The sequence below is a fragment of the Kribbella sp. NPDC051770 genome, from assembly GCF_040681455.1.
GTDB lineage: Bacteria > Actinomycetota > Actinomycetes > Propionibacteriales > Kribbellaceae > Kribbella.
In genome coordinates this window covers 657660-681516 of record NZ_JBFAYT010000002.1, presented here as the reverse complement: position 1 = coordinate 681516, position 23857 = coordinate 657660, and the positions used below count along the sequence as shown (strand labels likewise).

The 23857-nt window shown below is 70.3% G+C and carries 25 protein-coding genes; 12 read left to right on the top strand and 13 right to left on the bottom strand.

Annotated elements, in window-relative coordinates:
- Positions 1-9 precede the first annotated feature (9 nt).
- On the bottom strand, positions 10-708 hold the full coding sequence (locus AB0M01_RS09880) for a hypothetical protein (RefSeq protein WP_363667494.1): 699 nt from the start codon (positions 706-708) through the stop codon (positions 10-12).
- Between the two features lie 143 nt (positions 709-851).
- Between AB0M01_RS09880 and AB0M01_RS09875 the strand changes: the two genes are divergently transcribed.
- From AB0M01_RS09875 to AB0M01_RS09865, 3 genes are all read left to right on the top strand, one after another.
- Entirely contained in the window at positions 852-1865 is a 1014-nt protein-coding gene (locus AB0M01_RS09875; protein WP_363667492.1) for an ornithine cyclodeaminase family protein, read from the top strand.
- Entirely contained in the window at positions 1865-3283 is a 1419-nt protein-coding gene (locus AB0M01_RS09870; RefSeq protein ID WP_363667490.1) for an aromatic amino acid lyase, read from the top strand. Before AB0M01_RS09875 ends, AB0M01_RS09870 begins: the two co-directional genes overlap by 1 nt.
- 96 nt (positions 3284-3379) lie before the next feature.
- Positions 3380-4162: a PRC and DUF2382 domain-containing protein gene (locus AB0M01_RS09865; RefSeq protein ID WP_363667488.1), complete on the top strand. Its 783-nt coding sequence runs from the start codon at positions 3380-3382 to the stop codon at positions 4160-4162.
- Positions 4163-4221: 59 nt separating this feature from the next.
- Here AB0M01_RS09865 and AB0M01_RS09860 read toward each other — a convergent pair whose 3' ends face one another.
- The 6 genes from AB0M01_RS09860 to AB0M01_RS09835 all read right to left on the bottom strand — a co-directional run bounded on the left by AB0M01_RS09860 (position 4222) and on the right by AB0M01_RS09835 (position 10224).
- Entirely contained in the window at positions 4222-4989 is a 768-nt protein-coding gene (locus AB0M01_RS09860) for a polysaccharide lyase family 7 protein (protein WP_363667486.1), read from the bottom strand.
- 52 nt (positions 4990-5041) lie between these two features.
- Positions 5042-5932, bottom strand: a complete 891-nt coding sequence (locus tag AB0M01_RS09855) for a D-2-hydroxyacid dehydrogenase (RefSeq protein ID WP_363667484.1) — start codon at positions 5930-5932, stop codon at positions 5042-5044.
- 62 nt (positions 5933-5994) lie between these two features.
- Entirely contained in the window at positions 5995-6984 is a 990-nt protein-coding gene (locus tag AB0M01_RS09850; protein ID WP_363667482.1) for a hydroxyacid dehydrogenase, read from the bottom strand.
- Entirely contained in the window at positions 6984-8093 is a 1110-nt protein-coding gene (locus AB0M01_RS09845) for a hypothetical protein (RefSeq protein ID WP_363667480.1), read from the bottom strand. Before AB0M01_RS09845 ends, AB0M01_RS09850 begins: the two co-directional genes overlap by 1 nt.
- Entirely contained in the window at positions 8087-9352 is a 1266-nt protein-coding gene (locus AB0M01_RS09840) for a glucarate dehydratase family protein (RefSeq protein WP_363667479.1), read from the bottom strand. The genes AB0M01_RS09845 and AB0M01_RS09840 overlap by 7 nt, the downstream gene beginning before the upstream one ends.
- Positions 9349-10224: a 5-dehydro-4-deoxyglucarate dehydratase gene (locus AB0M01_RS09835; RefSeq protein WP_363667477.1), complete on the bottom strand. Its 876-nt coding sequence runs from the start codon at positions 10222-10224 to the stop codon at positions 9349-9351. Before AB0M01_RS09835 ends, AB0M01_RS09840 begins: the two co-directional genes overlap by 4 nt.
- 179 nt (positions 10225-10403) lie before the next feature.
- On the opposite strand from AB0M01_RS09835, the gene AB0M01_RS09830 reads away from it, so the two are divergent.
- The 6 genes from AB0M01_RS09830 to AB0M01_RS09805 all read left to right on the top strand — a co-directional run bounded on the left by AB0M01_RS09830 (position 10404) and on the right by AB0M01_RS09805 (position 14591).
- A complete protein-coding gene (locus tag AB0M01_RS09830; RefSeq protein WP_363667475.1) occupies positions 10404-11414 on the top strand; it encodes a LacI family DNA-binding transcriptional regulator in 1011 nt (336 codons plus the stop codon).
- Between the two features lie 21 nt (positions 11415-11435).
- Positions 11436-12404, top strand: coding sequence for a hypothetical protein (locus tag AB0M01_RS09825; RefSeq protein WP_363667473.1), 969 nt, complete (start codon positions 11436-11438; stop codon positions 12402-12404).
- Positions 12405-12518: 114 nt separating this feature from the next.
- Entirely contained in the window at positions 12519-13172 is a 654-nt protein-coding gene (locus AB0M01_RS09820) for a hypothetical protein (RefSeq protein ID WP_363667471.1), read from the top strand.
- A 74-nt stretch (positions 13173-13246) separates the two neighbouring features.
- The gene (locus AB0M01_RS09815) at positions 13247-13570 is read left to right on the top strand and encodes a metalloregulator ArsR/SmtB family transcription factor (protein WP_363667469.1); all 324 of its coding nucleotides are present in this window, start codon (positions 13247-13249) and stop codon (positions 13568-13570) included.
- Entirely contained in the window at positions 13570-14040 is a 471-nt protein-coding gene (locus AB0M01_RS09810) for an SRPBCC family protein (protein WP_363667467.1), read from the top strand. The genes AB0M01_RS09815 and AB0M01_RS09810 overlap by 1 nt, the downstream gene beginning before the upstream one ends.
- Before the next feature lie 2 nt (positions 14041-14042).
- Positions 14043-14591, top strand: a complete 549-nt coding sequence (locus AB0M01_RS09805; RefSeq protein ID WP_363667466.1) for a dihydrofolate reductase family protein — start codon at positions 14043-14045, stop codon at positions 14589-14591.
- Here AB0M01_RS09805 and AB0M01_RS09800 read toward each other — a convergent pair.
- The 3 genes from AB0M01_RS09800 to AB0M01_RS09790 are packed head-to-tail and all read right to left on the bottom strand — an operon-like array spanning position 14584 to position 18223.
- A complete protein-coding gene (locus tag AB0M01_RS09800) occupies positions 14584-15522 on the bottom strand; it encodes an ornithine cyclodeaminase family protein (protein WP_363667464.1) in 939 nt (312 codons plus the stop codon). The genes AB0M01_RS09805 and AB0M01_RS09800 overlap by 8 nt on opposite strands.
- Positions 15522-16682, bottom strand: coding sequence for an FAD-binding oxidoreductase (locus tag AB0M01_RS09795; RefSeq protein ID WP_363667462.1), 1161 nt, complete (start codon positions 16680-16682; stop codon positions 15522-15524). The genes AB0M01_RS09800 and AB0M01_RS09795 overlap by 1 nt, the downstream gene beginning before the upstream one ends.
- On the bottom strand, positions 16679-18223 hold the full coding sequence (locus AB0M01_RS09790; protein ID WP_363667460.1) for an aldehyde dehydrogenase family protein: 1545 nt from the start codon (positions 18221-18223) through the stop codon (positions 16679-16681). The genes AB0M01_RS09795 and AB0M01_RS09790 overlap by 4 nt, the downstream gene beginning before the upstream one ends.
- A 70-nt stretch (positions 18224-18293) precedes the next feature.
- Between AB0M01_RS09790 and AB0M01_RS09785 the strand changes: the two genes are divergently transcribed.
- Together AB0M01_RS09785 and AB0M01_RS09780 are read left to right on the top strand one after the other, a co-directional pair.
- Entirely contained in the window at positions 18294-18872 is a 579-nt protein-coding gene (locus AB0M01_RS09785) for a hypothetical protein (protein WP_363667458.1), read from the top strand.
- Positions 18873-18947: 75 nt separating this feature from the next.
- On the top strand, positions 18948-19430 hold the full coding sequence (locus AB0M01_RS09780) for a DUF1992 domain-containing protein (RefSeq protein ID WP_363667456.1): 483 nt from the start codon (positions 18948-18950) through the stop codon (positions 19428-19430).
- On the opposite strand, the gene AB0M01_RS09775 is transcribed toward AB0M01_RS09780, so the two are convergent.
- Entirely contained in the window at positions 19423-21558 is a 2136-nt protein-coding gene (locus tag AB0M01_RS09775) for a thiamine pyrophosphate-dependent enzyme (protein WP_363667454.1), read from the bottom strand. The genes AB0M01_RS09780 and AB0M01_RS09775 overlap by 8 nt on opposite strands.
- 18 nt (positions 21559-21576) lie before the next feature.
- The gene (locus AB0M01_RS09770; protein ID WP_363667452.1) at positions 21577-22047 is read right to left on the bottom strand and encodes a MarR family transcriptional regulator; all 471 of its coding nucleotides are present in this window, start codon (positions 22045-22047) and stop codon (positions 21577-21579) included.
- A gap of 96 nt (positions 22048-22143) precedes the next feature.
- Here AB0M01_RS09770 and AB0M01_RS09765 point away from each other — a divergent pair, with 96 nt between their 5' ends.
- Positions 22144-23442: an MFS transporter gene (locus AB0M01_RS09765; RefSeq protein WP_363667450.1), complete on the top strand. Its 1299-nt coding sequence runs from the start codon at positions 22144-22146 to the stop codon at positions 23440-23442.
- On the opposite strand, the gene AB0M01_RS09760 is transcribed toward AB0M01_RS09765, so the two are convergent.
- Positions 23400-23849, bottom strand: a complete 450-nt coding sequence (locus AB0M01_RS09760) for a GNAT family N-acetyltransferase (protein WP_363667448.1) — start codon at positions 23847-23849, stop codon at positions 23400-23402. The genes AB0M01_RS09765 and AB0M01_RS09760 overlap by 43 nt on opposite strands.
- Between the last annotated feature and the right edge of the window lie 8 nt (positions 23850-23857).

Genomic DNA, 23857 nt, shown 5'->3' with positions numbered 1-23857 from the left:
TGCCCCGGCTCAGCGGGACGTCGGGCGCCAGTACTGCTTCTTGTCCTGGTCGCGGACGACGTACCCGAGCTTGGCGACCTCCGAGCGGAGCTCCCGCAGATCGGCCGCGCCGGAGTCGGACTTGAAGGCCTTGGCGCGGGCGCGCAGCACCGCGTTCACCGCCGGCGGCAGCTCCGGGTCGTCCTCGACCCAGCGGCGGAAGCGTTCGCCGTACGGGTCGCCGCCGTCGGACCACGGGTAGCCGTGGGCGCGGAACGCGGCGCCGATCTTCTTCGTGTCACCCTTCAGCTGGTCGTGCTTCTCCCGGGCCAGCTCAGCGGACTCGCGGTCCTGGATCACGAGCTCCTTGCCGTCCAGGAAGACAGCGGCGATCCGCTCCCGCGGGATCAGCGTGGTCTTCTCGTTCCTCAGCAGCTCGACGTCACTGTTGGTGACCGTGATCCGCAGCGAGTCGTCCATCGCGATCGCGCCGAGGAAGAACCCGCCGACCAGGCCGACCGCGACCATGATCAGCTGCGCCCACCAGGCGTCCCAGCCGGCGACCAGCTCGAACAGGCCCTTCCACGGGACCCAGCGCAGGCCGGCGGCCCAGTCGGCGATCTGGGGCAGGAAGTAGCCGAGCGCGCCGCCGAGCAGCGGCAGTCCGCCGTACAGCAGGGCCTTGTCGGCCGCGGAGTGCCCGACCACCGTCCTGGTGTTCGTCGGCATCGTCGTACTCCTTCTCGTCGCAGGTCACCGACGGTAACAGCGCGCCACGCCCGCGGTCAGCCGTTGAGACGGTTCGCGATACCGAAGTCGGTGCCTGCGAACCTGGTCGAGACCAAAGTCGCACTGGGAGAGGAACGATCCGCATGGCTGAGGGAATCTGGTTGCGCTTCTTGTCCGGGCCCGAGATCGAGTCGCTCGGCCTGACCCGGACCGAGATCGTGGACGCCGTCGAGGAGGCGGTCCGCGACCACGGCGAGGGGCAGACCAGCTTCGAACCGCGGGTGCACCTGGTCCCCGACAACGGCGGCATCGGGCACTTCAACGTGCTGCGCGGGCACCTGAACCGGCTCGGCGCGCACGGAGTCAGCGGGGTCAAGGTGGTCGGTGACTTCGTGCCGAACTACCAGGTCGGGCTGCCGAGCGAGCTGGCGGTGGCGACGCTGTTCGACCCGACGACCGGGGTGCCGATGGCGATCCTCGACGCGACGATGATCACCGCCGCCCGGACGGGCGCGATGACGACTGTCGGGGCGCGGCATCTCGCGCGGCGGGACAGCAAGATCCTCGGGCACGCGGGGTCCCGCGGTACGGCGTGGTGGAACGTGACGATGCTGGACGACTTGTTCGACCTGGACGAGATCCGGGTGACGTCACGGCGGCCGGAGTCGCGGGAGAAGTTCGCGGAGGAGCTGTCGGCGGAGCTGTCGACGCCGGTACGGGTGGTCGTGTCGGCGGAGGAGGCGTTCGACGGTGCTGACGTGATCGTCGAGGCGACGCGGCTGAACGAGCCGGAGGTGCTGCTGAGGACGGCGGCGGTGAAGCCGGGGGCGTTCGTCGTACCGTACGGGACGGTGAGCGCTGTTGAGCTGGACCTGCTGGACGTGATCGACAAGGTGGTCGTCGACGACTGGCGCGAGGCGCAGTCCGGGCGGTTCGGGTCACTGCGGCGGCATGTGGACACCGGTCGGTTGTCACCGGAGACGCTGCATGCTGAGCTGGGTCAGATCGTCGCCGGCGCCAAGCCTGGGCGTGAGACCGACGCCGAGCGCACGCTTCTGTGGCACCGCGGGCTGTCCCTGCTCGACGTGGCGATCGCACACCTGATCCTGCGCCGTGCCGAGGAGTCCGAGGTCGGCACGATGCTCAGGTTCCACTGATGCTGATCGAGCGCGCGGAGGATCTGACTCTCGACGCTGCGCCTGTGGAGTTGTCGCCTGCTCTGCTCGAGTCGTTGCGCGCCAACCGTTCGGCACTTCTCCAGGCGTTGTCCTCAGGTGAGCCGGTCTACGGCGTCAACACCGGCATGGGCGCCATGAGCAAACGCCGCCTGGACGAGTCCGAGCAACGCGTCCACCAACGCAACTTGCTCTTGGGCCGAGCCGTCGGCGGCCCACCCTGGCTCCCATACGCCGAAGCCCGCGCGGTGGTGCTCGCGCGTCTGCGGACGTTCCTCACCGGTGACGCGGGTGTTTCGCCTGAGCTGTGCCAGCAGCTCGTCGCGTTGCTGAACAGCGGGTACGCTCCCGCGATCCCGGCCGAGGGGGCGGGGTCGGCGGGAGAGATCATCCCGCTGGCACATGCGTTCGGTCCGCTGGTGGGCATCGGGCAGCTAGTAGATGCCGAAGGCAACGTCCACAGCGCTGAAGCCGGCATCCCCGCCGCAGGCGGGGCGGGGTTTGAGTTGGGGCCCAAAGAGGGGATCGCCTTGCTGGCAGGCATTCCCGGAGCGACCGGACGGGCCTGGTTGCAAGTGGGGGTACTGGAGCGGCTGGTGGGGCGGATGGGGGAGGTGGCTGCGGGGGCGGTGGCTGTGGTTGGGGCCAATCGGGATCCGTACGACCCGCGGGTGGGGCGGGGGGATGAGCTGCTGGCCGCGGAGCAGGCTCGGATTCTTCGGTTGGCGGGGGAGGAGACCTCGCCGGGCGCGCTGCAGGCGCCGGTTTCGTTTCGGGTGGCGGGACAGGTGGTCTCGCATGTCAGGCGGACTGTGGAGCGGCTGGGGGAGGCCGTGGAGCGTGGGTTGGGCGGGGTGACCGACTCTCCGGCGTACCTCGGCGGGGAGTTCTTGGGGACGGCTGGGTTTCACGGGATTGATCTGGCGGCGCACTGCGATCACGTGGTGGCGGCGTTGACGCATGCGGCGGAGGTTTCGACGGCTCGGATTCATCGGTTGCTGGATCCGTCGGTGACTGGGTTGCCGGCGCAGTTGGCGCGGGTGCCGGGGCCTCAGGCGGGGCTGGTGACTGTACACAAGCGGGCCGTGGCGACGACGCACGCGTTGCGGCGGCTCTCGTTGCCCGCGGCAATCGGGGCGATGGAGACGTCGAACGGGCAGGAGGACGTGCAGAGCTTCTCGTGGGAGGCGGCCGGGAACCTTGCGACCGCCGTACGGTTGGCGCGCGAAGTTGTTGCGGGTGAGTTGCTGACGGTGCACCAGGCGTTCGCGCTGTCCGAGCGGGAAATCCCCGAAGGGCTGCGGGAGTTGCACGCGGCGGTGGGCGCGGTGGTGCCGCCGATCGACGTGGACCGGCCGCTGGGCGTGGATCTGCAGGCGATTCTCGAGCACGTGGTCTGAATTGCCGATGGCAACGGGCTGTTTACCGGCGGTGACGCCGGGTACCCGGCGATCGTAGGGATGTTGCCTTCGACAAGCAGAACGGGGATGACCGCGATGAGCACCGCGCAGGAGCTGGAACGCACCATGGGGCAGGACGTGTACGACGTGGAGGGCCAGAAGGTCGGCACGGCCGCGAACCTGTACGCCTCCGACCGGTCCGGGGAGCCGGAGTGGGTGACGGTGAAGACCGGCCTGTTCGGCAGCAAGGAGTCGTTCGTCCCGCTGGCCGGTGCGCACGCGGAGCAGGACGGGCTGCACGTGGGGCAGCGCAAGGACCTGATCAAGGACGCGCCGCGGATCGACGACCAGGGCCATCTCTCGGAGGCCGAGGCCGCTGAGCTGTACCGGCACTACAACCTGCAGATGGGCGGGGCGATGCAGCCGGGGCAGGACCAGCCGGGCGGGCAGGACCTGCGCGGCGACCAGAAGAAGGGCATGTCCGGGAAGAACAAGGACATGAAGGGCCGCGAGGAGATGATCCGCTCCGAGGAGCGGTTGCACGCGGGGACCGAGACCGTCGAGACGGGCAAGGTCCGGCTGCACAAGCGGGTCGTCACCGAGGAGCAGCAGGTCACCGTCCCGGTCAGCCACGAGGAGGTGCACGTCGTCCGCGAGCCGATCGAGGACGGTCGCACCGGCGGGAAGATCGGCGAGCAGGACGTCGAGGTGACGCTGCACGAGGAGCGCCCGGTGGTCGCGAAGGAGACCGTCGCCGTCGAACGCGTCGGGCTGGACACCGAGACGGTCCGCGAGGAGCAGCAGATCAGCGAGAAGGTCCGCAAGGAGCAGGTCGAGGTCGTCGACGCGGATGCGGATCCGAAGCACCGCAAGCGCTGACTCACAGATCCACGGGACCGCGAGTACCTAGGACAGGGTGCTCGCGGTCCCGTGCTCTGTCAGCTGTGGGTGACGGTCACGCCGTACAGGGTGGTTTGGCCGTAGTTGCTGGAGTCGCAGGGGGACGAGTTCGTGCAGTTCGCCTGGGTGTAGACGCCGGCCTTGAAGTAGCCGGTGGTGAAGCTGACCGGGATGGTGGTCTGGAGTACGCCGTTGTAGTACGCCTTGATGGAGCCGTTGCTGACCACGAACTTGGCCTGGAAGCGGGTGCCGAGGACGTAGTTGCTGGTGACCAGTTTGTACTTCGTGTCGTTGTCGCGGGTGATGTAGAGGCTGGAGCCGTCGATGCGGAACGTCGAGCGGTCGTTGCCGTCGTGGATCTGGCCGGCGATCAGCTGGCGCTTGGTGTTCGGGAGGTGGTCGATCGACTGGTCGATCACCATCGTGTGGGTGCCGGAGTTCGACGACCACTTGATCTCGCTGGTGCCGTTGCTCTCCATCTCGCGCAGCTCCGAGCGCGCGTAGCTGGTGTTCGGCGTGGTGACACCGTTGACGGCATTGCGGAACTGCACGCCGCTGCACGACGCGTTCGGCTTGAACCACGGGTTGACGACGTACGTGTTCAGCCGCGGCCGGGTGATCTGCAGGACCTGGGTGCCGGACTGGTTCGGGTCGTCCAGCGGGAGCTGCAGCTTCCAGCGGCTCAGGTTCAGCACCTCGGCGGGGTAGGTGCAGGCGGGAGCGGCGGTCGCCGGGCCGGCGCTGGTCAGGGCGGCGGTGCTCGCGGCGAGCGCGGCCAGAAGGGCGAGGGGGCGGGTACCACGCATGGTCGGACTCCTTCATCGGGGCGGACTTATGAGGCCTTGCAGAACCTCCGGGTCAGAACCACTGGGTCTTGTCGACGACGTTGATCAGGTCCTCGCCGGCGACGAAGCGCCGGCAGTTCTCCACCAGTACGGCGTACCGCCGCTCGGCCTCGTGCGGCCCGGCCCCGGCGACGTGCGGGGTGAGCAGGACGCGCGGGCGGTGCCAGAGCGGGTGGTGGGTGGGGAGCGGTTCGATCTCGTACACGTCGAGCGCGGCGCCGCGCAGTTCCCCGGCTTCGAGGGCGGCGTCGAGGTCGTCGAGATGGACGGTGGGGCCGCGGCCGACGTTGACGAAGTACGCCGATCGCTTGCACTGCTCGAGGAAACGGGCGTCGACCATGCCCTCGGTCGCGGGGGTGTGCGGGACGGTGAGGATCACCAGGTCGGCGGTGGGGAGATGCTGTTCGGGCTCGGGGGTGATGTCGGTGAAGCCGGGAGCTTCGGTACGCCGGGGATCAGCGCCGAGGACGCGGGTGCCGAAGGCGGCGAGCAGGCGGCCGATCTCGGCGCCGACCGCGCCGACGCCGATGACCAGGGCGGTTGCCTCGGACAACGGGGTGACCGAGCGCGGGTCCCAGTCGGGGTTCCACTGAGCGCGCGCCTGGTCGTGGACGTAGCGGGGCAGGCCGCGGGTGAGGGAGAGGATGAGGGCGAGGGTGTGTTCGGCGACGTGGTCGGTGTACGTCGCGCGCATGTTGGTGACGACGAGCGGGTGGGCGACGAGCTCGGGGTAGTAGAAGCCGGGTGGCGGGCCGGCTTGTTGCGCTTGGAGCCAGCGGAGGCGGGTGGTCGCCGCGAGGAGCTCGGCGGGGAGGACGCCGTAGGCGGCGTCGGCGGCGCGCAGAGCGTCCACTACTTCGGACGGTTCGGGGGCGAGGACGGTGAGTTCGGGGACGTCCGACATCAGTTGCTCGGCCCAACCTGCGGCACTTTCCCTTTGGGGAGGGAGAAGAACAAGAGTTGTGTTCATGCGGACCTCGCTTGGCCGGCCTCGAAGACCTCATGCTGCAGCGGTTCTCCGGCGACGTACCGGGCCAGCTCCTCCGCCATCAGACGCCCGTGGCGGCGGCGTTCGGTGTTGAGGGTGCCGGCCAGGTGCGGGGTGACGACGATGTTCGGGAGGGCGAAGAGCGGCGAGCCGGGCAGTGGAGGCTCGGGGTCGGTGACGTCGAGGACGGCGAACAGGTCCGGGCGCTCGGTGAGTACGGCGATCAGCGCGTCCTCGTCGATCAGGGCGCCGCGGGCCGTGTTGATCAGCGTGGCGTCGGGTTTCATCGAGCGCAGCAGATCGGTGCTGACGAGTTTGCGGGTCGCGTCCAGGACGGGGGCGTGCAGGCTGACCACGTCCGAGGTCGCGAAGAGTTCGTCCAACGACACGAGCCGGACACCGAGTGCTGCGGCGACCGCCGGGTCGACGTACGGGTCGTAGGTCTGGAGGACCAGGTCGTGCCGGGAGAGCAGGCGCGCGGTCGCGCGGCCGGTGGCGCCGAGTGAGAGCAGGCCGACGACCGAACCGTTCGCGCCCAGCTCATTGGTAGCCCGAGGCAACGACTCGCCGCGGGTGCGCGCGCCGAGGACGTAGCGCCAGCCGTGCTTGAGCGCGTACAGCACCTGGGCCAGCGTGAACTCGGCGACCGACTCCGCGATCACCGCGTTGGCGGTCGTGACCCGCACGCCGCGCGCCCACGAATCCGGTGTGACGATCGAGCGGACCGACCCCGCGCCGTACAGCACGAGCTTCAGCCGAGGCGCCGCGGCGAGCAGCTCGGGGGTGAGCTGCGGACCACCCCACGAGGTGACGAGGACGTCGACATCCGCGAGCAGCCCAGGCGTGAGATCGGCCGGCGTCAGCGGCGGCGCCGTCACCAAAAGGTGCTTCTCGATCGCCGCCCGCTCGTCCTCGCCGTACACGTCCGGGAAACGAGCCAGATCCATCACGTAGAGGCCGTTGAGCATCACTGCACCTCCTGTACGGCGGCCCGGATCGCCGCCTGGCGGGCCGGGGAGGCCAGCCCGGCGTGGTAGTAACGAATCTCGGACGCACCCGCCGCCACGAGCCGCCCGACCAGCGACGGCAGTTCGTCAGGTCGCTCGCCGACAGCGTTGACGTTGGCAACGAGCGGAACGTCGGTCCGAGCCGCCGCGGCCTTCACGGGGGTGTCCGACCCGTCCCAGCACTTCAGCGTGTACGTGGTCGGCGACATCGAGGTCACGTCGACCCCGACATCGGGCCCGGTGACCTGCAGGTCGTCGGTTGCCATCAGCAAGATCTGCCGATCACCGGTCAGCGCGGTGATGTCACGCAGGAGGTCGCCGATCACCCGCGTCCGGTGCGCGAACAGCGCGCCGGCCAGGTCGGGACCGAGCGCGTCGACCAGGTTGTCGCCGGCGGGAACACCGTCCTGCAGCTCACGGTCCAGCAGCGTCCGGATGCGCGCGCCAAGCTCCTCGTCGGGCGAGCAGGCCGCACAGACGCAGATCGACAGCAGGTCCCGCGCACACTGCGACAGATCCGCCCCGCTGGTCTTCTCGTGCGCCCCGAGATGCTCGAACCCGAGCCACCCGCAGGCCTCCAGCATCAACGCCGGTACGTCGTACTGCTCGCAGACCTCCCGCACCAGCGTCAGCGCGTACTCACGCACCTCGGCCTGAGCCGGGCACAACGCATGCTTGAACCGTTCCCCGTAGGCGTTCTGCACGGTGAGCTCCGGCACCGACCGCCCGAGGATCGACGAGTGCGTGAGCACCATCCACGCCTCGGTCCGCAGTCCGGCCGCGCTCAGCGCAGCCGACGCCGTACCGAAGCGGTCCGGGTCCTCGACCGCCCAGGTCGGCACCGGCGGACGAAGCCTTCCGGTCCACCGGTCGGGCCGCACCCGGAAATACGCCGCCGCATGCTCCGCATGCACGACTCGGTGCCTCGGGTGCCACGCGGTCGTCGCCCGTACGGAGTGGTACGCCGCCTGCAAGGTCACCGTGTCGACGCCCAAAGACGCGATCCGGTCACCCGCCGACGGATCGCCGACGAGGTCCCACGTGTAGGCGAAGGCGCCGTGCCTCACCACCGCGGGATCACCGGGTCCCAGTCCGGCTGGACGGCGTACATCGGCGTGATGTCGTCGCGGGTGTCGAAACCGCACTTCTCGTACTGCTCGGCCAGCCGCGCCAGCGCGTCCAGATCGAGCTCGACGCCGAGCCCCGGGCCGTCCGGCACCTTCACAGCGCCGTCCGCAAAGCCCAGCACACCCTCGACGACCACATCCTCGACCAGGTACGGGTAGTGCGTGTCGCAGTCGTACGTCAGCTCCGGCGTCGCCCCGGCCAGGTGGGTCATCGCGGCCAGGCTGATCCCGAGGTGCGAGTTGGAGTGCATCGACAGCCCGATCCCGAAGGTCCGGCAGATCCCGGCCAGCTCGCGCGACCGGCGCAGCCCGCCCCAGAAGTGGTGGTCGGACAGGATCACCTGGACGGCGTCGACGAGCACCGCCGGCTTCACGTGCGCGAACTCGGTCACGCACATGTTGGTTGCCAGCGGCATCGAAACCTCACGGGCCACCGCGGCCATCCCGTCGATCCCGCCGGCCGGGTCCTCCAGGTACTCCAGGACGCCGTCCAGCTTCTTCCCGACGGCGATGCTGCTCTCGACCGTCCAGCCCGCGTTCGGGTCGAGCCGCAACGGGTGATTCGGGAACTCGTCGCGCAGCGCGAGGATCACGTCGGCCTCGTCCTGCGGCGGCAGCACGCCGCCCTTCAGCTTGAGCGACTTGAAGCCCCAGCCGTCGACCATCTTCCGGGCCTGCGCGACGACGCCCTCGGCGTCCATCGCCTCGCCCCACGCGTCGGTCGGGTAGTCCGGCAACGGCGTGTGCGCCGCGGGCTTGAAGAACAGGTAACCGCTGTACGGTACGGCGTCGCGCACCTTGCCGCCGAGCAGGTCGACGACCGGCCGCCCGAGCGCCTTGCCCTGCAGGTCCCAGCACGGAACCTCGAACGCCGAGAGCACCGTCATCACGGTCTTCTCGTCGCTCGCCTCGCCGACCAGCCCGTGGGTGGCCAGCCCGGCGCTCGCGCCGAGCGTCTCGCGGATGATCCGCTCCAGCCCGTTCAGGTCGAGCACGTCGAGACCGGCCAGCCGCGGCGCGACCTTGCGCAGCGCGGTCAGGATCGCGAGGTCGCCGTACGTCTCACCGAGCCCGGTCAGGCCCTCGTCGGTGTGCACCTGCAGGATCGAGCGCAGCGCGTACGGCTGGTGCACGCCGTGGATGTTGCGCAGCGGCGGGTCCTTCATCGCGATCGGGGTGATGTTGACGTCGGTGATCTTCATGCGTTCGCCTTCCGGACCACGGTCAGGCCCTGCTCGATGATCTGGTCGAGCTCGTCCAGGTGCTCGGGCAGCGGGTCGGTCAGCGGCGACCGCACCGGGCCGACGTCGACACCACGACGGCGTACGGCGGCCTTGACCAGCGAGACGGCGTACCCGGCGCCCTTGTCGCGCAGCTTGACCAGCGGCAGGTAGAACTCCGGCAGCAGCTCGTCGAGCCCGGCCTCGTAGGCGTGCGCGATCTCGGGCGCGAAGCAGTGCACGGCCGAGGAGTAGGCCTTGACGCCGATCGCGGCGTACGAGCGGGCGGTCACCTCGGCGGTCGGGAGCCCGTTGAAGTAGGTCAGGTCAGGGGCGACGGCCATCATCCGCTGCAGCAGATCGAGGTCGCCGATGCCGTCCTTGAAGCCTTGCACGCTGGGGATCCGGGCCAGCTCGGCCACCGAGTCCGGCGTGAAGACGGCGTTGTCGCGCTGGTACGCGATCAGCGGCAGGCTGGTCGACGCGGCGAGCGCGCGGAAGTGGTCGAGCAGTCCCTGCTGCGACGGCTTGATCAGGTACGGCGGGAGCACGAGCAGCCCGTCGGCGCCGGCCTCCTGCGCGGCGGCGGCGTACTGCTTGGCCAGGGCGGTGCCGTAGCCGGTGCCTGCGAAGACGGGGAGCGCGCCGGCGGTCTCCTCCACGGCGGCGCGGACCGCGGCGGCGTACTCGTCGAGGGTGAGCGAGAAGAACTCGCCGGTCCCGCAGCAGGCGAAGATCGCGGCCGGGCCGGCGTCGATCTGCTGCCGCAGGTGCTCGCGGTACGGCCCGAGGGCCAGCTCGCCGGCGGCGTCGAACGCCGTCACCGGGAAGGACGAGAGACGGTCCAGCTGCATGGAATCACCCTTCACGTGCTTCGGTAAGCGCTTGCCGATTGACGGTAGCCGCCGGTCGGGATGCTGGCAAGGCCTGGTCTGAAAGCGATTTCAGATCTCCCCGACACGTTCCGCTGAGCGGCCTCGGCGGTTAATCTGTGACTCCGCCTGCAAGCGCTTTCTGATCAGGGAGGTCCGCCGTGCCGCTGCGTCCCGGCCGGCCGCCGCGCGTCACGATCAGCGACGTCAGTACGGCGGCCGGCGTCTCCGCCGCCACCGTGTCCCGGGTGCTGAACGGGACCGCGCGGGTGGACTCGTCGCTCGTCGACCGGGTGCACGCGGCGGTCGCGACCCTCGGGTACCGGCCGAACGCGGCCGCGCAAGGCCTGGCCCGCGGTGAGTGGGGAACGATCGGCGTCCTGGTCCCGGACTTGGCGAACCCGTACTTCCCCGATGTGCTGAAGGCGGTCTCGGCCGTCGCGCGGTCGCACGGCCGGCGGATGATGGTGATGGAGTCCGACGAGGACCCGGCGGTCGAGCACGACCTGGTCGAGGACTTGATGCGCTGCTGCGACGGCGTACTGCTGTGCTCGCCGCGGATGCCGCGCGCGGAGCTGGCCGAGCTGGTCGCGCGCAAGCATCCACTGGTGCTGTTCAACCGGATCGTGCCGGGGTTGCCGGTGCCGTCGATCTCGGTCGACTTCCACGGCGGGATGACCGCGGTGTGCGGACACCTGGCGCAGCTCGGGCACCGGCGGGCGGCGTACCTGAGTGGGCCGTCGGCCTCGTGGGCCAACGCGGAACGGCTGCGGGCGTTCGAGTCGGCGCGGGCCTTCGGGCTGGAGGTCGAGGTCGTCGAGTGCGGCGCGACGAGCGAGGCCGGGTACGACGCTGTCGCGGCGGTGCTGGCGGCCGCGGAGGTGACGGCGATCCTTGGCTACAACGACTTGGTGGCGCTCGGCGCGCTGGCGCGGATGCGTGAGCTGGGGGTCGCGGTGCCTTCGGCGTACTCGGTGGTGGGGTTCGACGACATCTCGCTCGAACGCGTCGCGCACTCCAACCTGACCACGGTCTCGATGCCGCGCGACGAGCTCGGTCGCCGGGCCGGTGAGCTGCTCGAACAGCTGCTGGTGAACGGCGACGACGCCGAACCGACGTACTTGCCGATGAGCCTTCAGGTCCGTGACACCAGCGGGCCACCGCGCGGATGATTCGCGCCGTACGCTCTGCGCATGACATCGGGTGAGGATGCTGCCGCGCAGTACCCGGATCTCTACCAGGCGGCGACGCACGGACCGGCCACCTTCCGGCATCTCGTGCAAGCTCATCAGCTAGCGGCCTCGACCGATCAAGCCGCCAGTACGGCGGGCTTCTGGCTGATCCCCGCGGTCGCGGAGAAGTTCTCCGAGCTGCACGGCGGGATCGAGAAGGAGTACTACTGCAGCACCGTCGTCGGTGGCTGCCTGCTGGCCAAGGACCGGACGGTCTACTCGATCCTCAACTCGCCGCCGCCCGAGCTCGTCGACGCCGAGATCGACTGCAAGGTGATGGCCAAGGAAGCCGGCTACGGGCTGCGCGGCAAGCACGTCGTGCAGCAGCTGGAGGAGGCGACCGATCACGCGTACTCCGGGCTGACGCGGGTGATGGTCGCTGCGGACCTGGTCGCGAGCGATGCACCGGTGGACGACATCGCCGCCGCGGTCGCGGCGGCGAAGAACGAGGTCAAGGTCGTGAAGGCGCGCGTCGAGGTCCTGCTGCAGCGGCAGGCGCGGCTCGAGTACTTCCAGGGCGTGCTGGCCGGAATCGTGCCGACGTTCCTGCTGGTGATCTTCCTCGGCCTGGCCGCGAGCGCCTGGTGGAAGGACGCGCTGGTCCCGTCGGCGCTGGTCGCTGCCGTTGCGATGTCGGCGTTGGGGGCGACGATCTCGGTCATCCAGCGGATGTCGAAGGGGTCGCTGGTCATCGACCACAGCGCATCGCGGTGGCACCGCACCTTGCTCGGCGCTTTCCGTCCGGGCGTCGGCGCGATCTTCGGGTCGCTCGCGTACTTCACGCTGCTCGCGGGGATCCTCGCTGGCGGTTCCGCGGTCGGTACGCCGGCCTCGGTGGCGGTGTTCGCCGTCACCGGTTTCGCTGCTGGATTCAGCGAGCGCTATGCCACGGACATGCTCGACTCCGCCGCCAAGCTGATCGGCAAGTAGCTTTCCGGGGGCCTGGGTCGTTGGGTGAGTGCAGTCCTAACGGAAAGCTGACCTGGGTGGGGTGTCTGGGGGTCGGCGGATCCATTAGCCTGGGTCGGGTTTTTCGTCGGCGAGGTGGAGGTCGTGGTGAAGCGGTTCGTCGTACCGCCGAACTGGCCCACGCCGCCGCGCCGGAGCTGGGTGCCGCCGAAGACGTGGCGGCCCGACCCCTCCTGGCCGCCCGCGCCGGAGGACTGGGACTTCTGGGTCGACGGCAAGGGCAACGCGGTCCGCGGCCCGGTCGGCCGGTACGGCGGGCCGCCGCGGCGCCTGGTGATGATCGGTGCGGGTGGAGTCGCCGCGGTCCTGGTGCTCGCGTTGTGGGGGTTGTCGACGCTCGATGGGGAGCCGCCGCAGTCGCAGGCCGCGCCGTTGCTCGACGACCGCAGTCCGACGCCGTCGCAGACGCCGACCCCGTCCGCTCCGCCGCCGCCGACCGTCCGCCCGAGTACCCCGGTGCCGACGAAGCCGACGGTCAAGCCGACCACCGCGCCGACCAAGTCGCGCACGACGCGAGCGCCGGAGCGCACCGAGGAGCAGGACCCGCAGCCGACGAAGACCGTCACCCGGACGCCGCGCCCGCCGCGCACCACCCCGACCCGCACGATGACCCGCGAAGAACTGCTCGCGGAGTACTGCCGTCAGCGCAACTGGCCCGCCGAGTGGTGCGACCCGGACAACTGGGAAGACCCCGAGGACCCGCAGGACACTCCCCGCACGCACCGCTGAGACGCCGGCGGTTGACAGCGGCCGCGGTACACCTTCATTGTTAACCACATGGTTCTGAAACCAGATGGTTATCAATGGATCAGCTGAGCGGAGTCTTCGGTGCCCTCGCCGACCCGACCCGGCGCGAGATCCTGGTCGCACTGCGCCGGGGCGAGGCCACCGTGGCCGAGCTGGCCGAGCCGTTCGCGGTCTCGCAGCCGGCGGTGTCCAAGCACCTGAAGGTGCTCGAACAAGCCGGCCTGATCACCCGCAGCCGCCGCGGTACCGCCCGCCTGAGCCGCCTCGAAGCAGCGCCGCTGCGGGCCGCGACCGAGTGGCTGATCGACTACCGCGCCTACTGGGGTGAGAGCTTCGGCCGTCTCGACGACCTGCTCGACGAGCTGAAGGAGCAGCCCTGATGGAGATCGTCGCCGACCCGGGCGTTCCGCTGGTGCTGATCACCCGGCGCTTCGATGCCCCGCGGCACCTGCTGTTCCGCGCCTACACCGAGCCTGACCTGGTGGCCCGCTGGCTGGGCCCGGCCGGCCTCACGCTCACGGTCAACCAGCTCGACCCCCGGCACGGTGGCCGGTGGCGCTGGACGCACTACGACAACGACGGCCGCGGCTTCGTGTTCCACGGCCTGTACCACGGGACGCCGAGCCCGGAGCGGATCGTGCAGACCTACGAGTTCGAGCAGTACCCGGGGGTCGTGTACCTGAACACGATCACCTTCGACGAGACCGGCGGCGTGACCACCCTGCGGCAGAGCACGGTGTTCCCGACCGTCGAGGACCGCGACGTGTACGTCGAGGGCGGCATGGAGACCGGGATCCGCGCCTCCATGGACCGGCTCGACGCGCTCGTCGCCCAACTGGAGAAGGAGTAGCCGTGCGTGAGTTGATCGTGGACATGTTCAGCACGCTGGACGGGTTCGGGGACGGCGGGCCGCAGTCCGCGGCCTACTGGGGGTACGACGGGCCGGGGCTGCAGGAGTGGGTGGCCCGCAAGCTCGCCGAGGACCACGTCGTCGTGATGGGTGCGACGTCGTACCGGATGATGGCGGAGATCGTCCAGGAGGGTGACGACCCGTCGTTCGCGCGGATGGCCGAGCTGCCGAAGCTCGTCTTCTCGAAGTCGCTGACGCCGCCGCTGAGCTGGGCGAACACGACGATCGTCGACGAGCCGCTGGAGACCGCGGTCCCGGCGCTGAAGGAGCTCGACGACCGGCCGATGATCACGCTCGGCAGCCCGTCGCTGGTGCGGAGCCTGTTCGACGCCGGGCTGGTGGACCGGCTGCGGGTGATGGTCTTCCCGACGATGCACGGGCGCGAAGGCGAGGGGCCGCTGTTCACCAAGCTGCCGTACCGGCAGCTCGACCTGCTTACCAGCGAGGTGGTCGACGGCCGTCTGGTCGCGCTGGAGTACAAGGTCAACTGAGGAAGTCGATCGTTCGCCCGACTCCCGTGGCCTGCGCCGCCTGGTAGACCGGCCAGGCGATCGCCAGGTCCTGCCACGGCAACCCGACCGGTGCGTACACCGTCACCTGAGCGGCGGATTCCCTTCCAGGCTTGGCGTTCGACAGCACCTCGCCCAGCGTCGCGCCGATCGACGACTCGTCCAGCCCGACGTTGCCGATGGCCCCCATCGCGGTCGCCAGCCGAGCGTCGTCGACCACCACGCGGGCGCCGGCGAGCAGGTCCGCGCCGACCTCCATCTTGCCCGGTTCGTCCGCGCCGAGGGTGGTGAAGTGCCGCCCCGGCCGTACGTCGGCCGCGGTCAGCAGCGGCGTACGCGACCACGTCGCCAGCACCACGATCTCCGCGCGGGCCGCGACACCGGTCGCGCTGTCGACCACCGCTCCCGGAACCCCCGCCTGCGCGACGAACGTCCGTGCCCGCCGCCGATCCACGTCGTACCCGACCAGATGCTCGACCTCGCGCAGCACCCGCAACCCGCGGACCACCATCGACGCTTGCGCCCCGGTCCCGACCACCCCGACAGTCCGCGCCGTCTTCGCCGCCAGCACATCAGTCGCCAGTGCAGCAGCAAGCCCCGTCCGCCACGCCGTGATCGTCGCCGAGTCGAGGATCGCCAGCAGCGCCCCGTCCCGCGCATCGTGCAGGCACACCACCCCGCGCAGCGCCGGCGTCGACTGTGGGAACTTCGCGTTCACCTTCACGGTGTACGCCGGGATCCCGCTGATCGTCCCCGGCAGCAGCGTCGTCGCCGTACCGGGCCCGGGCAGATCCGTGCGGACCCGCTGCGGCTCGACGCCGACGGACGCGGTGAAGCCGGCGCGCAGCGTCCGCAGTACGGCGGGAACGTCGAGCAGCCCGAGGATGTCGGAGCGTTTCAGCAGCAGTGTCATCAGACCACGTTGAATTCCGCGCGGGCCGCCGCGTCGCGGAAGCGACGGGCGTGCAGAGGGGAGACGTCGACGACCGGCGGTCGCCGCAGCCAGAGGTCGCGGATCACTTCGCCGACCGCGGGGCCTTGCAGGAACCCGTGCCCGGAGAAGCCGGTGGCGTAGAGGAACCGGCTCACGTCGTCCGCCTCACCGATCAGTGCGTTGTGGTCGGGGGTGTTCTCGTACAGGCCGGCCCAGCCGCCGGTCAGGCCGACGTCGAGCAGGCTCGGCGCGCGGCGTTCCATCGCTGCGGTCAATCCCGGCAGCCAGGCGTCGGAGCGGTCGAGGTGGAACCCCGGCTGCTCGGAAGGATCGGACATACCGACCAGCAGGCCCGGGCCTTCGCGGTGGAAGTAGAAGGTGCTGTCGAAGTCGATCGTCATCGGCAGGTCGTCGGGCAGACCGGCCACAGCCTCGGTGACGACGATCTGGCGACGCAACGGGGTCACCGGCAGCTCCACCCCGGCGTACTGGCCGAGCTCGGCCGACCAGGCGCCGGCCGCGCAGACCACCGTCGACGTCCGGACCGGGCCGAGCGAGGTCTGTACGCCGCGAATGTCGTTGCCCACGACATCGATCCCGGTCACGGCACACCCGGTGATCAGCTGCGCGCCGAGCTGGCGGGCCGCCGTCGCGTAGCCGAGCACGACCGATTCCGGCGAGCAGTGCCCGGCGTCGGGCGAGAAGCACGCGCCGACCAGTCCGTCCGGCGAGATCAGTGGCGCCAGCGCGACCGCCTCGTCGACCGAGATCATCCGGGTCGGCCCGCCGAGCTCGTTCTGCAGCCGGGTGCACTGTTCGAACGACGCGACCTGCTCGTCGGTCGAGAGCAGGAACAGGTACCCGACCTGGTGCAGGTCGATCTGCTGCCCCGGCCGCTGCGCGAAGTCGGCGAACGCGCGCAGCGACCGCGCGCCGAGCGCGACGTTCACCGCGTCGGAGAAGTTCGCCCGGACCCCGCCGGCCGCCTTCGACGTCGACCCGGCACCGAGCGCGTCCTGCTCGAGCAGCAGCACCCGCCGTACGCCGGCCTCGGCCAGGTGGAAGGCGATGCTGGTGCCCATCACGCCACCGCCGACGATCACCACGTCGGCGGACTCGGGCAGCGGCGTCGGGCTCAAGGCAGCAGGAACCCGAAGTCGGCCTCGACCGTGACCGTGTCCATCTGGGCCTTCTGCAGCTTGCCCGAGTAGTCCCAGTTCAGCGACTGCCAGCGGGTGAACTGGTCGAGCACCCAGATCCCGCTCTGCCGCGACCCGTTGCCGGACTTGCCGTTGCCGCCGAACGGCAGGTGCGCCTCGGCGCCGGAGGTCGAGTTGTTCACGCTGACCATCCCGGCCGAGATGCCCTGGGCGAACCGGAACGCCTGCCGCGGGTCGGTGGTGTAGATCGAGCTGGACAGGCCGTAGCCCGACTTGTTGCCGAGGGCAATCGCTTCGTCGAGGTCGCCGTACGTCGTGACGCCGACCACCGGGCCGAACGTCTCGTTCAGGAACAGCTCGTCGTCCGGCAGGACGCCGTCCACGATCGTCGGGTGGTAGAACAGCCCGGCCGCGGGGTCGCCGACGAACCCCTCGCGCGGGTTGTCCGCGCTCACCCGGCCGGTCCGGCCGAGGACGCGGTGGTGGTCGCCGATCCAGCCGAGCGACTTCTCGAAACCGGCGGCGAACTTCTCGTCGAGCAGCGGGCCGAACAGCACGTCCTGGGTCGGGTCGCCCATCTTCGCGGCGTTGACCGCCGCGGCGAACAGCTCGACGAAATCGGCGTGCACGGCCTCCTGGACGATCACCGTGCCGAGCGAGGTGCAGCGCTGCCCCGCCGTACCGAAGCCTGAGAACAGCGCGCCCTCGACGGCCAGGTCGAGCTCGGCGTTCTCGGTGATCACCATCGGGTTCTTGCCGCCGAGCTCGAGGCACGGGGTCTGCAGGTGCCGGCCGCACAGCTCGCCGATCCGGCTGCCGACCTCGCTCGACCCGGTGAAGCCGACCTTGTCGACCAGCCCGGCGACCAGCGCCTGCTCCAGCCCGGCGAAGGTGTCCGGGCCGTCGGCGTGCACGACGTTGAAGACCCCGGCCGGTACGCCGGAGTGCGCGAAGATCTCGTAGAACGCGTCCGAGACGACCGCCGAGTACTCGGCCGGCTTCCAGACCACGGTGTTGCCGCAGAGCAGCGCCGGGACGATGTACCAGGACGGGACCGCGACCGGGAAGTTGCCGGCCGAGATCACCGCGACGGTGCCGACCGGGCGGCGGAACGTGAACAGCTGCTTGTCCGGCATCTCCGACGGCACCGTCTGCCCGTACAGCCGGCGGCCCTCGCCGAGGAAGAAGTCGCAGGTGTCGATGATCTCCTGGACCTCGCCGAGCGCCTCGGCCAGCGGCTTGCCGATCTCGCGGGTGACCAGTGCGGCCAGCCGGTCCTTGTTCGCCGTCATCAGGCGTCCGACGTTGGCGATCACCTGTCCGCGCTGCGGCGCGGGCAGCGCCGCCCATCCGGTCTGCGCCGCCCGGGCCGCGCGGGCGGCCTCGACGAACACCTCGGGACCGGCCAGGCCGACCTCGCCGACCAGGTCGGCGGTGTTCGCCGGGTTGGTCGAAGGGGTGGTACGGAGCGGGTTCTGGACGCGCTCCCCGGCGACGACGGACAGGGTCAGGGACGGCACAAGTTTGTCCTCTCCACGGGCGGTGCTCGGTATCTGCCATCGTCCCATGTGAGCATGCACTGTGAGTGGCGTGCGGGTGACCGATGAGCAGATCGCGGAGATGTCCACGCAGGAGCGCCGGGAGCTGATCCTGCGGCTGGCGCCGGTCCCGGCCGGGTTGCTGCCGGCCCGGCGGGTGATGGAGCGGATCCGGCGCTGGCGGTTCGTGCTGATCCTGCTGTGCGTGGCCGCGCTGATCCCGTGGACGGTCTACCTCGCGGTGACGCTGCCGGAGCGGTACGAGGCGCGGAACTGGGTCGCGACCTGGGTCGGGTTCGACGTCGTGCTGACGATCATGCTGCTGCTGACGGCGATCTTCGGGTACCGGCGGCGGCAGTTGTTGTTCCCGACGGCGTTCGCGTCCGGCGTACTGCTGCTGTGCGACGCGTGGTTCGACGTCCTGACCAGCCATCCCGGCGGCGACCGGATGCAGGCGGTGCTGAGTGCGGTGGTGATCGAGCTGCCGCTCGCGTTCGTGCTGATCGCGGGGCCGCTGCGGCTGCTGCGGTACGTCGCCGTACGGAACGGGCTGGTCGATCCGGGGCTGCGGATCTGGCGGATGCCGATCCCGCTGCCGGAGCTCTGGCCGGAGCGGAGAGAAGGCTTGTGAAAACGTTCACAACATGGTTGTCTGGAGGCTGATCCGGGCAAGGTCCCGGGTGATCAGCAACCACGGGAGGCGATCATGACCGACCGGAAACCGCCGGGCATGAAGACCCAGGACTGGGTCGAGATCCAGATCAGGCAGGCCGAGCAGCGCGGCGAGTTCGAGGACCTGCCCGGCGCCGGCAAGCCGCTGAAGCTGGCCGAGGCGCACGACCCCGACTGGTGGGTCAAGGACTTCATCCGCCGCGAGAACATCGAGACCGACGCGCTGCTGCCGCCGTCGGTGCAGCTGCGCAAGGAGAAGGCGCAGGTCGCCGAGAAGGTCGCGACGATGCGCAAGGAGTCCGAGGTCCGCGAGTACCTGCGCGACCTGAACGTCCGGATCCGGGTGCAGATCCGGGACACCACCGGGGTCGTCGTACCGGTCGGGATGGTCGACGAGGAAGCGGTCGTGCAGGAGTGGCTCGCCGCGCGACCGGCCCGCGAGGCGCGCCGGAAGGCTGTCGCCGCCGAGGAGCCGGAGCAGCCGAAGAAGTCGTTCTGGCAGCGGCTGTTCAGCTGATCAGGTCGCGGGCCGCCTTCTCGATCGTCTCCTCGCTGAGCAGGACGTGCTGAGCGGCGGCACCGAGCGGCACGAAGCTGTCCTCGCTGGTCACCCGGGCCATCCGCCCGGTGAACCCGGCATCGACGAGCGCGGCCAGTACGCCCTCGGAGACGCCGCCGGAACGCCGGGTCTCGTCGACGACGAGCACCCGGCCGGTCGCCTCCGCCTCGCGGACCAGATCCTCGACCGGCAGCGGAGCCAGCCAGCGCAGGTCCACCACCCGTACGCCGGGCACCCGCGCGGCGACGCGCAGACTCATCGGGACGCCGTTGCCGAAGGTGAGCAGCGTCAGGTCCTGGCCGTCGCCGTACGTGCGGGCCCTGCCGATCGGGACGTGCTCGGTCGGCGGCGGCGCGAGCCACTCGCCGTCGCCGTCCTCGTGCAGGTCGCGGCGGTGGTAGAGCGCGATCGGCTCCAGGTAGACGCAGACGGCGCCGTCGTGGCGGGCGGCCGCCGTACAGGTGTGGAGCATCGCGGCCGCGTCGTCGGGGCGTGACGGCGAGGCGATCACGAGGCCGGGGATGTCGCGCAGGACGCCGATCGCGTCGTCGTTGTGGAAGTGGCCGCCGAAGCCCTTCTGGTAGCCGTAGCCGGCGATCCGCAGGACCATCGGGTTGCGGTACTGGCCCTGGGAGAAGAACTTCAGCGACGCGGCCTCGCCGCGGAGCTGGTCCTCGGCGTTGTGCAGGTAGGCGAGGTACTGGATCTCCGGGAGCGGGAGCAGTCCGGAGACGCCGGCGCCGAGCGCCAGGCCGAGGATGGACTGCTCGTCGAGCAGGGTGTCGAAGACCCGGGCCGCGCCGAAGGTCTTCTGGAGGCCGCGGGTGACGCCGTAGACGCCGCCCTTGCGGCCGACGTCCTCGCCGAAGACCATCGCCTCGGGGTGGGTGGTGAGGACCTCGGCGAGGGCGCGGTTGATGGACTGGCTGAGGGTGAGCGGGTCGGGGGAGGCCACCGCCCCGCCGCCCGTCGCTCCGCGCGGGTCGGTGCTCGCGCCGGTGGGGAGCGAGACGTCGGGGATCTTCGCCAGACGGAGCGGCGCTGTGACGGCTTCGGCGGAGGCGAGCTGCGGGAGACCGGCGACGTCCTGCGCGATCTGCATCACCTCGGCGCGCTTCGCCTCGTACCGGTCGACTATCTCGGCCGCGCTGCAGCCGGCGCCGAGCAGGATCCGGGCCGTCCCGAGCAGCGGGTCGAGCTCCTCGTCGGCGAGGATCTCGGCCGGTGACCGGTACGCCGCCTCGACGTCGGAGCCGGCGTGCCCGAGCAGGCGGACGGTGCGCAGCCGGAGGAACGCGGGACGGCGGTTGCGGCGTACGAAGGTCGCGGCCTCGGTCGCCATCGTCAGCGTCGCGTCGAGATCGGTGCCGTCGGCATCGAAATACCGGAGCCCTGGACGCTGCCCGTAGGCCTGCTTGATCCAGCCGTCCGGCGTACGGACGCTGATGCCGATCCCGTTGTCCTCGCAGACGAACAGCAGCGGCATCGGCAGCCCCTGGTACGACGCGTGCAGCGCCGCGTTGATCGCGCCGGTCGCGGTCGAGTGGTTCGCCGAGGCGTCGCCGAAACTCGTCACCACGACGGCGTCCGCGGGCCACGGCGACTCGACGCCGAGCTTGCCGGCCCGCGCGATCGAGAACGCGACGCCCATCGCCCGGGGGAGGTGCGAGGCGATCGTCGAGGTCTGCGGAATCACCGCGAGATCGTGGCGGCCGAACACCTTGTGGCGACCACCGGCGATCGGCTCGGTGGTCGCGGCGGCGACACCGAGCAGGATGTCTCTGAGTGCTGTCTTGTCACCATGCTGATCAGCTCGCGCCAGGTAGAAGGCGCCTGAGCGGTAGTGCAGCAGCGCTGGGTCGGTGGGCCTGAGGGCCGCGGCTACGGCTGCGTTGCCCTCGTGGCCGGAGGAGCCGATGGTGTAGAAACCCTGGCCCTGGGACTGGAGCCAGCGGGCGGCGAGGTCGGCGTGGCGGCTGCCGAGCTGGGCGTCGTACAGGCGGTCGACCAGCTCGAGCGGGTGCGCGCAGGGGGCGGGTTTCAGGGCGTGCACGCGCTCGGCGAACAACTCGTCGACCTGACTCACCGCGCCACCTCCGGCGGCTCAGAGGCCGCAGTCGAAGCCGTCGTCGTTGGGGTTCGCGTCGGCCAGTCGGTGCATGATCCGGGATGCTCGTCGAAGCTCCTCACCCGGAACATGATCCGCGAAGAACGTCGCGACCACCGCATCGACCACGGGTTGGGCAGCCTTCAGCGCCTCCCGCCCGGCCGGGGTGAGCTCGGCCCAGGTCGCTCGCCGGTCAGCCGGCGACGTCGTCCGGACCACCCAGCCGTCCTTGTCCTCGAGCTTCGACACCAGCCGCGTCCCGCCGCTGCGGGAGATCATCAGCGTCTCCGCCAGCGGCGCCATCCGCAGCTTCCCGCCGGCCTCGTCGAGCGCGCGCAGTACCTCGTGCTCGAAGTAGGTCATCTTGGCGATACTGCGAAGGGTCTGGTCGAGATGGGTGAACAGCAGGGTATCGGCGCGGTAGAGCGCGCGCCACGCGTCCAGCTGCTCGGTGCTCGAAGCGGTCATGGAGTTGAGTATACGAGTAAACGGTTGACAGGTGAACTGTTGATCTGAGTAAAGTGAGCGCCAATAGTTTCGCTGTCAACTCTTGAGGTGTGCATCGTGGGCGTCGGTTGGAAGGCAGTCAGGCCGCTACGGCACCGGGACTACCGCCTGCTGTGGATCGGGCTCGCCGTCGCGCTGCTCGGGAGCGGACTGTGGCTGGTCGCGCTGGCCTGGCAGGTGATCGAGCTGGGCGGCGGTCCCGTGCAGCTGTCGTTCGTGACGACGGCGTACAGCATCGGCCTGCTGGTTTGCGTGCTGTTCGGTGGCATCGCGGCTGACCGGCTGTCGCAGCGGTCGGTGATCGTGGTCGCCGACTCCGTACGAGGGGTGGTGCTGCTGGGGCTGGCGGCGCTCGCGCTGGTCGGGCTGCTGGAGATCTGGCACCTGGCGACCGCGGCTGTGTTGGTCGGCGCGGGGGAGGCATTCCTGATTCCGGCGTACACGGCTCTGGTGCCGCGGTTGCTGCCTGCCGACGAGCTGCTCGCGGCGAACGGGCTGGAGGGGACGCTCCGGCCGCTCGCGCAGCAAGCGACCGGGCCGGTCATCGGCGGGCTGGTGATCGCGGCGATCTCGCCCGGGGTGGCGATTCTGGTGACCGGGCTGACGTACCTGTTCTCGGCCGGGTGCGTGCTGGCGATGAACCTGCGGGACGAGCCGGGGAGTGCTGCTGCCGAGAGCGAGGTGACCGGCGTACGGGCGATGGTCGCGGATCTGCGCGAAGGATGGACTTATGTACGGCGTACGCGGTGGTTGCTGGCGTCGCTGCTGTTCGGGACGTTCTTCGTGCTGCTGATCCTCGGGCCGCTCGAGGTGCTGGTGCCGTTCGCGATCCGCGACCAGCTCGGCGGGGACGCGCGCGAGTTCGGGCTGGTGATGGCGGCGTTCGGGATCGGCGGGGCGGTCGGTGCGCTGCTGATCTCGTCACGGGCCTTGCCCCGGCGGTACCTGACGGTGATGACGCTGATGTGGGGCGTCGGGGCGGTGCCGATCGTGGTGCTCGGGTTCGCGCGGGACCTGTGGCTGATGATGGCCGGCGCCGCGATCGTCGGCGCGACCGGGTCGGCGGCGATGGTGATCTGGGGGACGCTCCTGCAGCGCCGGGTGCCCGATCACCCGCGCGGGCGGATCTCGAGCCTGGACTTCTTCGTGTCACTGCTGCTGATGCCGGTGTCGATGGCGCTCGCCGGGCCGGCGGGGGCGTTGTTCGGGGTGACGGCGGTGTTCATCGTCGCGGGGGTCGGGCCGGCGGTGGTGTCGTTCGCGGTGATCTGGTTCGGGAGGATGCGGTCGGACGAGCTCGCGCACCCGCTGGATCAGGAAGAAGGCGCAGAGAAACTGATCAGCGCGGAGACCTGATCGCCACCCCAGTCCACAGGCTGTCTGCCGGTTTCTTTCCAGCCGGCGCGGGCGTACAGGGCGATCGCGGCGGTGCAGTTGTCGGCGACGTCCAAGGCCAGCTCGAGGCCCTGCTCGGCGGCGACGGCGACCGCGTGGTCGAGCAGCTGCCGGCCGAGGCCCTGGCCGGTCTGCTTCGGGTCGACGAACAACCGCTCGACGGTCGCCCGGCCGTCGACGGCGGAGACGACGACGTGGCCGGCGACTTCGCCGTACGAGGTGATCACCCAGGCGCCGAGCAGGTTCGGCGGGGTCAACCAGGTCTTCGGGTCGCCCGGCCAGTTGATCGGGTAGCCGGCCGTCTCGTGCACGTCGCGCAGCAGCACCACGCAGTCGACGAAGTCGGCGTCCTCCCGCGATCTGATCATCCGCCCAT